Raw genomic sequence first — 10585 nt, forward strand, 5'->3', positions numbered from 1 at the left:
CGTCCCGGTGAACGGTTACGAGGAACAGACCGATCATGATGCCAAACTGTTTCTTCTGACGCTGGGCCCTGGCCAGTCGCCAGGGCAGTAGGTTTATATTTGACATGGTGTGAAGCTCCGCAGTGCCAGACCGAATGCCGCCATGTACTTGGCTCCATGGATGAGGCCTCCTTCTCCCTTAGGCTTGCCAAACAAGGCAAAGGGGTCGGGATGCAGGACGTCACAGTTGAGCTCGCTGCATATCTGCCCGACGAGACCAGGCAGCAGGCTGCCCCCTCCCGTCAGCACCAGTTTTGACAGCTCCTTGTTGCCCGACGAACTGCAAAATAGCTGCACATTACGCTTTACCTGCAACACCAGGGTGTTGAGATGAGGCAACAACACATCCACCTCATGGTCGGCAGGCAAGCGACCCTGTACCTTGGCAAGCTCCGCCTCGTCCAGACTCATGCTGTAAAAAGAGGCCAGGGCCTGGCTGTATTGATCGCCACCGAAATTCTGCAGACGAGAGTAGACGACCTCCCCCTTGAGCAGCGCGGCAAAGGTCATGGCACTGGCGCCTATGTCGACGATACCGACCGGCTTGTCCCAGGTTTTCAGCTCGGGCAGACAGGCGAGCACGGCACGCCCCAGCGCATGGGCACCCACATCCACCACCATGGTCTTCATATCGGCCTCCATCAGCGCACTGACCCGGCCGTTGACGCTCTCGGTACGCGCCGCACTCAGCAGCACCTCCTGGCGGCTCTCATCTGCCGTCAGGCCGAGGATCTCGAAATCCAGGCTGACCTCATCGAGGGGGAAAGGAATGAGCTGTTCTGCCTCCAGGTGAACCTGGTTCTCCAGCTCGTTCTCGTTGATGTTGGCATCAACCTGAATGACCTTGGTGATGACATTGGAGCCCGTCACGGCCGTGGCCACGAGCTGACAGTCCCCTTGTATGAGCCGCTTGAGCGACTTGAGGGACTGACCGACCCGTTCAATGTCCTGCAGTTGATAATCGACCAGAGTGCCCTTGGGCATGGGGATCTCGGCAACCGATTCGAGATGCACCTTGCCAGGACGTCCGCTGAGGGTGACGGCCTTGATGGTTTGACTGCCAAAATCAATGCCCGCCAAGGAGAGGAGGGATCCCTTACTTAATAGCCCAAACATATACACATCCATGCGTTATTGGGTTTTAGGACTTATTGTAGGACAGTGCATCACGACGTGATGACTTAACTCAATATAATGCTCTATCTATCAATGTCATAAAGTTTATGTCAAAAGTTGACGCTCCTCTCCTTTCGGCCTTGATTGCGGCCCCCTTGGTAATTGCGTCCTGGAATGCTACCCTCCCGCCTCTTCTCGAGGTCGATGTCCCCGGACAGGAAAACCTCGAATCCGCGAGGGTAAAAAGGCTATACTCTGCGCCCGTTGGCTAATTTTAAGACGATTGGTAGTTCTTCCATGCTGAAATGGCTCGTTCGCCTGTTTATTGTCATGATGCTGGGTGCAGTGCTGGGTGTTGCCAGCCTCATCGGTATCTACTTCTACATCAAGCCCCAGTTGCCGGATGTGAGCGCCCTGCGCGATGTCAAACTGGCCACTCCGATGAAGGTGTACAGCCGGGACGGGGAACTGATCTCCCAGTTCGGCGAGATTCGTCGTATCCCGTTGCGGTTGGATGAAATCCCCCAGCCCATGATAGATGCGGTGCTCGCCACCGAGGATGCCCGTTTCTATGAGCACCCGGGCATAGACCCCATCGGCATCATCCGGGCCGCCACCGTCTGGGCCGTCTCCGGCCAGGCCCGCCAGGGCGCCAGTACCATCACCCAGCAGGTTGCGCGCAACTTCTTCCTGAGCAATGAGAAGACCCTGGTGCGCAAAATAAAGGAAGTGTTCCTAGCCTGGCGCATCGAGCAGAATCTCTCCAAGGATGAGATCCTCACCCTTTATCTCAACAAAATCCCCCTCGGTTACCGGGCATTCGGGGTCGGCGCCGCCGCCCAGGTCTACTTCGGCAAAGACGTCAAGGATCTGACCCTGGACGAGATCGCCATCATCGCCGGGTTGCCGAAAGCCCCTTCCATGCTGAACCCCATCCGTTCGCCGGAACGTGCCTTTGCACGTCGCAACGTGGTGTTGGGCCGCATGCTGGAGACCGGCAAGATCACCCAGGCCCAGTTTGACGAGGCCTCCAAGATGCCGGTCAAAGCCCGTTACCACGGTGCCGAGACGACTCTCAATGCCCCTTACCTGAGCGAGATGGTGCGCCAGAAGATGGTGGAGCAGTTTGGTGAAGATGCCTACACCATGGGGCTGCACGTTTACACCACTGTCACCGCCAAGCGCCAGCGCGCCGCCCACCAGGCGCTACTGGACGGCGTCTTCGACTATGACACCCGCCACGGCTATCGCGGCCCGACCGCCCTGCTGTGGAAGGCCGGGGAAACGGCCTGGGACTACGATCAGATCATGGCCCACCTGGCAAAGCAACCGACCTACCAACCCCTGATGGCCGCCGTGGTCACCAAGGTCGGCGACAAGAGCGCCACCCTGGTGCTGAAGAATGGCAAGCAGGCAGAACTCGGCTGGAACGGTATCAAGTGGGCCCGAACTTTCATCACCGATGATCGCCAGACCTATCCACCGAAATCGGCACGGGACGTACTGAAGGTCGGTGCCCAGATCTGGGTGCGGGAGAAAGGGGAAGAGCTGCTGCTCTCCCAGATCCCTGACGTCAACGCCGCCCTGGTCGCCATGAACCCGCAGGACGGTGCCATCGAGGCCCTGGTTGGTGGCTTCAGCTTCGAGATCTCCAAGTTCAACCGGGTCGATCAGGCTCGTCGCCAAGTCGGCTCCAACATCAAGCCCTTCCTCTATGCCACCGCGCTGGAGCAGGGTTATACCCTGGCATCCCTCATCAACGACGCCCCGATCAACCAGTGGGATCCCGCCAAGGGTCCCATGTGGCAACCAAAAAACTCGCCGGCCATCTATGAAGGCCCGACCACATTGCGCCTTGGCCTCGCCAAGTCCAAGAACGTGATGTCGGTCCGGCTGATGCGCGCCATCGGGCTGGATACCTATATCGATGGCCTGACCCGCTTCGGCTTCGCCCGCGAGCATATCTCCGCCAATGAATCCCTGGCTCTGGGTGCCGCCGAATTCACCCCGCTGGAAGTGGTGCGTGGCTACTCCGTGCTGGCCAATGGCGGCTTCCAGGTGACGCCTTACTTCATCACCGAAGTGACCGACAGCTTTGGCACTCCCCTGTATCAGGCCAATCCGGCTGCCGCCTGCCGCGACTGCGGTGTACTGGCCGCCGCCGGGCTCGACAGCGCCGATGCCTACGCCAACACAGTCCCTGACTGGAAGGCCCAGTGCCCGATTGACCCTGTCGTGCCCAACAACATGGCGCCCCAAACCATCAGTGCCCAGAGCGCCTTCCTGATCACCGACACCCTGACCACCGCCATCTGGGGTGGCAATGGCTGGCGTGGTACCGGCTGGCGCGCGGCCCGTGACCTCAAGCGTCACGACATCTCGGGCAAGACGGGGACCACCAACGAATCGAGGGATGCCTGGTTCTCCGGTTACACCCCGAATCTGGTAGCCACCTCCTGGATCGGTTTTGACAACCACCAGCGCGGTCTCGGCCGGGCCGAATTCGGGGGCGGCGCCGCCCAGCCCATCTGGATCGACTTCATGAAGACGGCCCTGCAGCAAGTGCCAGAGCGCAAGATGCCGGTCCCCGAAGGGATCATGCAGGTACGCATCGATCGGGAGACAGGTCTGCTGACCAATCGTGCCGATGGCGCCAGCATGGAGGAGTTCTTCAAGGAAGGCACTGAACCGACCCGCTATGCAAGCCAGCTCTCCGATGGCAATCAGGTCTACGGCGGCGATGGCTCCAGCAGCGATGGCCCCGTCTCCACCGACGACATCTTCTAAGCTGCCCCTTGAGGCAAAAAAACCGGCGCTCTAGCGCCGGTTTTTTTATCTGCCTTTCAGCCGAGCAGCCCTTTCATCAGGGCTGAGATGCGGGAGGCCAGTTCATTGAAGCAGGGGCGGCGCACCGAGTAGTGGCGATAGAGCAGGGAGATGGTGCGCCCCGGTACCGGGTCTATCACCGGACGATAGCTGACGCCCCTCTCCTCGGCGTTGGCGGGCACCGCCAGCTTCGGCACCAGCGTCATGCCGCTGCCTGCCGCCACCATGTTGCGCAGGGTCTCGAGACTGGTGCCCTTGAAGCGCTGATCCTCGCCGATGCCGGCGGCAAAACAGAATCCCAGCGCCTGCTCCCGCAGACAGTGTCCATCGGCCAACATCAACAATTTTTTGCCCTTAAGATTGTGCAGTGGCACCGCCCTGGCACTGGCTTCCGGATGATGTTGGGGCACCGCCAGCCACATGGGCTCCTGATAGAGAGGGATGGAGCCAAAGCCGTCCATGCCCTCCAGCTCGGCGAGCACCAGGCAATCAAGCTCTCCTTCCTCCAGCCGCTTGAGCAGCACCTGGGTCTGCTCCTCGTAGAGATAGAACTCCAGCTTGGGGAAGTGTTCCCTCAGATCCTGAATGATGTGGGGCAGCAGATAGGGACCCACGGTGGGAATGAAGCCGATGTGGATTTCGCCGGACATGGGCTCGGCGAAGTGCTGGCCTATGCTCTTGAGCTCGCGCACCTCTTTGAGCACCTTGCGGGCCTGCCGGGCCATGGCATCGCCGGCCGGGGTAAACAACACCTTGCGGGAGGTGCGCTCGATCAGGATCACCCCCAGCTCATCTTCCAGCTTGCGCAGCTGGCCGCTCAGGGTCGGCTGGCTGACGAAGCAGCGCTCCGCCGCCTTGCGAAAATGTTTCTCCTCTTCCAGCGCTACCAGGTACTCGAGATCGCGAAGGTTCATAGGTACTGCATCCTGCCAATCAAAGAGGCCGTTAGCATGCCCAAGAACGGTGCGGGGGACAAGGGAAGCCCGAAACGGGGAGCGCTCTCCCCTGCCCCGCTCACCCGACATGCCCATTGCCGTGACCCTGAGGGCCGATGCGGCAAACCCGGACATGGCCAGGATCAGGCCGCCATCAGGGCGGCGAGATGGCTCGCGAAGGCTTGCGGCTCACCCAAGAATGAGGAGGCGGGCAGCGGGATGAGGCTTCCCCCCCGCATCAGCCCGAGGGTCGGGAACCCCTGCCCGCCAAGCCGACGCAGCCAGCCCTGGCTTTGGGCCAGATGCCCGGCGAGATCCACCTGACCAAAGGCCAGGGCGAACGCCTCCGGCGCTATGCCCTGCTCCTGCGCCAGCCGCGCAAGATGGGCCTGGTCGCCGACCCACTGACCTTCAAGGTAATGGGACTGCTGAATGCGATGCAGCAGGCTCAAACCATCACCACCCAGCTCGGTGACCGCCAGTATGGCCCGGATGGGGGGCTCGGAGTCGAGCAAAAGGCCGTCGCTGAGCAAGAGCTCGTTGAAGTAGCGCTCACCGAAAGACTGGCCGGTCAGTGCCTGGATCCGTTCGTCATGGGGGCGAACATGGTCCCGCAGGGCCTGGCCCATGGGCTGGCGGCGCGAGCCCAGCCAAAGGCCGCCCGCATGCAGCGCGATCTGCAGGGTCGGGAGCCCGGCCGCGGCCTCGAGCAGGGGGGCGGCGCCATAGCACCAGCCACAGAGGGGGTCATAGACATAATGGAGGGTGATTTGCTGTTCGCTCATATTCATTCTCACTTCAATCTTGGATAAAAAACCGGGCCCTGGGGCCCGGTAAAAAAACACAGGGAAAAGGACTCAGGCCATCACCACTTCATCTCGCCCATGTTGACCTTGGCACCGATGGCCAGACCATCGTCAACCGGCAGTGCCGGATAGGCCTTCTTCAGGCCGTCGATCAGCTGATCGCTGTTCTTGGCGGTGGCCAACGCCTGCTCGAAACGCTGGACATAGTCACGGGTAAAGGTCACGGCGGCAGTGCCTTTGGGTGCGGTCCCCAGGAAGTGGCCCGGTACCACGCGCTCGGGTTTCAGAGCCAGCAGGTTGTCCAGCGCCTTGACCCAGTTGCTGCGGGCCGCCTTGGTCTGGCTGTCCGCCATCCAGACATGCACCCCGTGGTAAACCGGCACACCACCAAACGCCGTCTTGATGGAAGGGGCCCAGAGGTAGGCATTCGGGGTGTTCATCTCCTTGATTTCAATCTTCTCGCCATCCAGGGTCAGGTGGGAGGCCGTCATCACCTGCGGCACGGTCAGACTCTTGGGTGCGCCCTCTCCCAGGATCGGGCTCCAGTAGCTCAGCTTGGCATCCTTGGTCTGGTTGATATGGTCAACCACATGCTGGTCGGCCAGCACTTTGACATCCGGGAACGCCGCCATGACGGGCTCCAGACCGAAGTAGAAGTCGGGGTCACCGGCACTGATATACACAGTGGTCAGCTTCTTGCCGCTCTTCTTGATCATGTCGACCAGCGCCTGACCATTTTGCACGTCGAACTGGGCATCGATCAGGATGGCCTCTTTGTCACCGGTCACCAGTGAGGAGGAGACCGGGAAGATCGCCTTCTCGCCAGGGTTGTAGACAGTCACGCTCAGGGGGGCAGCCAGTGCGGCGCCACTCAGCAGGGTGGTCGCCAGAGTCAGGTTGCGGATCAGGGTGTTGTTCATCATCTATTCCTCATTAAGTATTCGGGGGTTCATTTGATGGACAGAGTGTATTGGATCGCCTAAGTTGCAAATACAGCGTAAAAAGCACATCACTGTTGCATATATCGAACATATAGAGAGCCATACATGGATCGACTGACCGCATTGCGGGTCTTCGTCAGCGTTGTCGAGCAGGGGAGTCTGAGCGGCGCCGGGGAGAAACTGGATATGTCCCGCGCCATGGTGTCGCGCTATCTGGCCGAACTGGAGCGCTGGATGGGCGCCCGCCTGCTGCACCGCACCACCCGCCGTCTGAGCCTGACCGGGCCGGGAGAAGAGGCACTGAACCGTGCCCGCGCCATGCTGGCGCTCGGCGAGGAGATGGAACAGATTGCCGTGAAGAGCGATGACGCCCCCAAGGGGCAACTACGCATTACCAGCAGCTACTCCCTCTCCGAAGCGCTGCTGGTCGGGGCTGCCAACGACTATCTGGCTCGCTACCCCGGTACGGCCATCGACATCCTGCTGCTGGACAGAACCGTCAACCTGGTGGAGGAGCGGATCGATCTCGCGGTGCGCATCACCAACGATCTGGATCCCAACCTGGTGGCGCGCCGCCTCGGCACCTGCCACTCCGTCGTCTGTGCCAGCCCCGCCTATCTGGCCCATCATGCGCCGCCGCAGCGGGTGCAGGATCTGGCTCTGCACAACTGCCTCACCTACACCTATTTCGGCAAGAGCCTGTGGGAATTTCAGGGGCCCGAGGGCCCGGAGTCCGTGCCGGTGAGCGGCAACCTCAGCGCCAACATCTCCAACCTGCTGCTGGCGGCGACCCTGGATGGGGCGGGGATCAGTCTGCAGCCCCGCTATTCGGTGCAGGCCCACCTGGAGAGCGGCGCCCTGGTGCCCCTGCTGACCCAGTGGCAGCCCAAGCAGCTCGGCGTCTATGCCGTCTATGGCACCCGCAAGCAGATGTCCCCCCTGCTGCGCAGCTTCCTCGACTTCCTGATCGAACGCATGGCGGACGATCCCCTGTGGCAGACCCGCTGAGAGCTCATGAAAAAGGGGCCTGTCGGCCCCTGTCATCCTGTGTCGGCTTATGCCTCGAAACCAAACGCCTTGACCGGCGGCTCGCCGTCGTCGGCAGCCTCCTCGTCCACATAGATGTCGCGATAGGCGGCGTAGATGGAATAGTTGATGGCCGGCAGCACCACCAGCAAGCCCACCAGCATCAGCAGCGCACCAAAGAAGATCAACACGGCCCCCAGCAGCCCCCACCAAAGGAAGGGCCACATATTGCTCAAGCAACCCTTGAAGCTGAGCCTGGCCGCCTGCCAGACCCCCACGCCGTGGAAGAAGATGAGGGCGGGAGCGAAGGTGATGGCCATCAGCACGGGCACCAGCAAGGCCAGCCCCAGCAACAGACAGAGCAGGAACCCCTGCGCCTGTTCTGGCGTCAGGGTCAGGGTCTCCGGATCCTGGGAGAGCAGACCGGTCAGGCCCCACTGATGCAGCATGAAGGCGCAGATGAGCAGTATCCCCATGAACAGGGCGAGCACCATCAGCCCCCCCAACATCAACGGAGTCAGCCGGTGACGGAAACCGGCAAAGAAGTCGGCGAACTGCAGGGGCTGGCCCTCATGACCCCGGCGGGCCACCGCCACCCAGCCGGCGCCCCACACCATGTAGAGCAGCTGGGAGATGAAGCCCCCTGCCGGCAGCTGTTCCAGCAACATGCCCACCAGGAACCAGATCACTATCATGGCCACACTGGCGCCCATGCCCTTGTTGAAGATATCGAACCCGGTGCGGATCCAGATCCAGCCTTGCCCTATGGTGTGGCGTTTGGGTTCGCGGCGCAGGGCGCTGTCACTGTTCATCATTGACCTCGTCGAAAATAGCAGCAGAAAACCCTGTCATCAGGGCACGCTCACCGTGACCATGATGGTGCCCGTGTAAGAACCGGTGCGCACCACCTGACCCGGCAACCGGGTCGGATACAGCCTCACCTGATATTGGGTGTTGTGGCTGGCCGCCGAGTAGGGTACCGCGATGGCAGTATCAAATGGAATAGGAGTCAGCGTATCCTGCTCGACCATGCCCACCCCGACCCCGGCCAGGCTGGTGGTGATGAAGCGATTCTGGCTGCTGAGCGCCCCCCCGAAGCTGTAGGACAGCGGTATCACGTAGTCACTCGGGATCTGGCTGCAGGTCACGCTCACATTGACGCTGCGCGGGGCATAACCCCTGGGTATCTCCCCCTCGACGAAGGCACTCTGCGCCACGGCGCCGAGATCGATGGGAATGCTGGTGCCGGCCGGGAACTGGCAGGTCGGTGTCGAGGTCACGCTGATGTTCATCGCCAGGGTGCTGAAGGCATTGACCGGGCTGGTGTCGGGTACACTGGCTCGCCGCACGAAGAGGTGGGCGACGGTGCCGTTGAAGGTCTGGGTACCCGTGACCCCCTTGAGCAGCTTCAGGGTATAACGGCCTCCATTCACATTGATTCCCCCCAGCAGGGAGACATTCAGCAACCCACCGACGCAGGCACTGAGCAGCCCTGCGGTCGTGGCGCTGAAGGGAACTTCCTGGTATCCCCCTGCCGCATTGAACTCAGTTTTGAGGCCAAAATAGGGATTGAGTTTGATGAGAGTGCCCAGAGGATCGGAGACGGTGGGCAGGTTGGTGGTCCCCTGGTAATAGACGGTCACCAGCAGCCCCACCGAGATCCCGGTGCAATCACAGGTAGCCGTGCCCGTGGTCGAGAAGGCGGTGGGACCGCTGGTTTCTCCGGGCTGATAGAGGGTACTGGTGGTGATGGGGCCGGTCGCCACGAAGGGACTGGTGCACTGGCCATTGACGGCCCGTGCTTCGCCCGCCCACAAGCTCCCCAGCCAGTGCCTTACTGCCTGCCGTCATAGGTGCCATTCAAAGATACCTTTAGTGGCACATTAGTAAATAGCATGGAATTCTCAATCTTGCCGTGCGGCACAGTCTCCTGTCCGGCGCCATGGCGCGAGGTGACGGACAGCCGGGCAAGAATGTGGCATCATTTTCCCCCTTTTTATCTCACCGCCTTGTTCGATGGAGCCACCATGCGCCGCCTGTTCTTCCTTCTCATGTTGCTCGGCAGTCCCGCTCTTCACGCCGAATCCAGCTTTATCAGCCGTCTGCTCAACCACCCAGTGCCGGGAGGCGTGGCCGTGGTGCAACTGGGAGACGGCGCCAAGGCGCCCGCCGTGCGGTATCAGGACAAACCCGTCCTGGTGGTGCAGGAAGAGGGCAAGCGCTGGATCGCCATCGTCGGCATCCCGCTCAAGAGCCAGCCCGGCCCCCATCAAGTGACCACGAACGATGGCCGCACCTTGAGCTTCACGGTCGGCAACAAGCACTATCGGGAGCAGCACATCAAGCTCAAAAACACCCGTCAGGTCAATCCGCTGGCCGAGGACATGGCCCGCATCAACCGGGAACTGGCCGAGCAGACCCTGGCCTACCAGACCTTCAGCCCCACCCAGCCCAGCAACCTGCTGTTCGACAAGCCGGTCAACGGCCCCCTCTCCAGCCCGTTCGGGCTGCGCCGCTTCTTCAACGGCGAGGAGCGCAACCCCCACTCCGGCCTCGACTTCGCGGTCGGCGCCGGTACCCCCATCAAGGCACCGGCCGCCGGCAAGGTGATCCTGATCGGCAACTACTTCTTCAACGGCAATACGGTGTTCGTCGATCACGGCCAGGGGCTCATCAGCATGTTCTGCCACATGTCCAAAATCGACGTGACCCTGGGCCAGAGCCTGCCCCGTGGCGGCATCGTCGGTCGGGTCGGCGCCACCGGTCGCGCCACCGGTCCCCACATGCACTGGAACGTCAGCCTCAACGACGCCCGCGTCGATCCCGCCATCTTTATCGGCGCCTTCAAACCCTGATCCGGGCAGGATGAAACGAAAAAGGCAGCCCGGGCTGCCTT

At 61.5% G+C, this 10585-nt stretch carries 9 protein-coding genes; 3 read left to right on the top strand and 6 right to left on the bottom strand.

Translation table 11 applies throughout. From position 1 onward, the window contains the following. Positions 1–93: 93 nt before the first annotated feature. A complete protein-coding gene (tapM, locus tag BN1127_RS11850; RefSeq protein WP_042649582.1) occupies positions 94–1155 on the bottom strand; it encodes a PilM family type IVa pilus assembly protein TapM in 1062 nt (353 codons plus the stop codon). 297 nt (positions 1156–1452) lie between these two features. On the opposite strand from tapM, the gene BN1127_RS11855 reads away from it, so the two are divergent. Beyond that, the gene (locus tag BN1127_RS11855; RefSeq protein ID WP_041205207.1) at positions 1453–3942 is read left to right on the top strand and encodes a penicillin-binding protein 1A; all 2490 of its coding nucleotides are present in this window, start codon (positions 1453–1455) and stop codon (positions 3940–3942) included. Positions 3943–3998: 56 nt separating this feature from the next. Here BN1127_RS11855 and oxyR read toward each other — a convergent pair whose 3' ends face one another. From oxyR to BN1127_RS11870, 3 genes are all read right to left on the bottom strand, one after another. Next, the gene (oxyR, locus tag BN1127_RS11860) at positions 3999–4895 is read right to left on the bottom strand and encodes a DNA-binding transcriptional regulator OxyR (RefSeq protein WP_005329937.1); all 897 of its coding nucleotides are present in this window, start codon (positions 4893–4895) and stop codon (positions 3999–4001) included. 164 nt (positions 4896–5059) lie between these two features. Beyond that, positions 5060–5707 (bottom strand): DsbA family protein, encoded by a 648-nt coding sequence (locus BN1127_RS11865; protein ID WP_042649583.1) that lies wholly within the window; start codon positions 5705–5707, stop codon positions 5060–5062. A 74-nt stretch (positions 5708–5781) separates the two neighbouring features. Further along, positions 5782–6642, bottom strand: a complete 861-nt coding sequence (locus tag BN1127_RS11870) for a Vmh family MBL fold metallo-hydrolase (protein ID WP_042649636.1) — start codon at positions 6640–6642, stop codon at positions 5782–5784. A 126-nt stretch (positions 6643–6768) separates the two neighbouring features. On the opposite strand from BN1127_RS11870, the gene BN1127_RS11875 reads away from it, so the two are divergent. Next, complete coding sequence (locus BN1127_RS11875; RefSeq protein ID WP_042649584.1) at positions 6769–7671, top strand: LysR family transcriptional regulator; 903 nt, start codon at positions 6769–6771, stop codon at positions 7669–7671. A gap of 47 nt (positions 7672–7718) precedes the next feature. Here BN1127_RS11875 and BN1127_RS11880 read toward each other — a convergent pair whose 3' ends face one another. Together BN1127_RS11880 and BN1127_RS11885 are read right to left on the bottom strand one after the other, a co-directional pair. Next, positions 7719–8501 carry a BPSS1780 family membrane protein gene (locus BN1127_RS11880; RefSeq protein ID WP_042649585.1) on the bottom strand — a complete coding sequence of 261 codons (783 nt, stop codon included), beginning with the start codon at positions 8499–8501 and terminating at the stop codon, positions 7719–7721. A gap of 39 nt (positions 8502–8540) precedes the next feature. After that, positions 8541–9506 carry a fimbrial protein gene (locus BN1127_RS11885; RefSeq protein ID WP_231557476.1) on the bottom strand — a complete coding sequence of 322 codons (966 nt, stop codon included), beginning with the start codon at positions 9504–9506 and terminating at the stop codon, positions 8541–8543. A 210-nt stretch (positions 9507–9716) separates the two neighbouring features. On the opposite strand from BN1127_RS11885, the gene BN1127_RS11890 reads away from it, so the two are divergent. Next, the gene (locus BN1127_RS11890) at positions 9717–10544 is read left to right on the top strand and encodes a M23 family metallopeptidase (protein ID WP_042649587.1); all 828 of its coding nucleotides are present in this window, start codon (positions 9717–9719) and stop codon (positions 10542–10544) included. The last annotated feature ends 41 nt before the right edge of the window (positions 10545–10585 follow it).

Origin of the sequence: Aeromonas media (assembly GCF_000819985.1) — a bacterium.
Taxonomy (GTDB): Bacteria; Pseudomonadota; Gammaproteobacteria; order Enterobacterales; family Aeromonadaceae; genus Aeromonas; species Aeromonas media.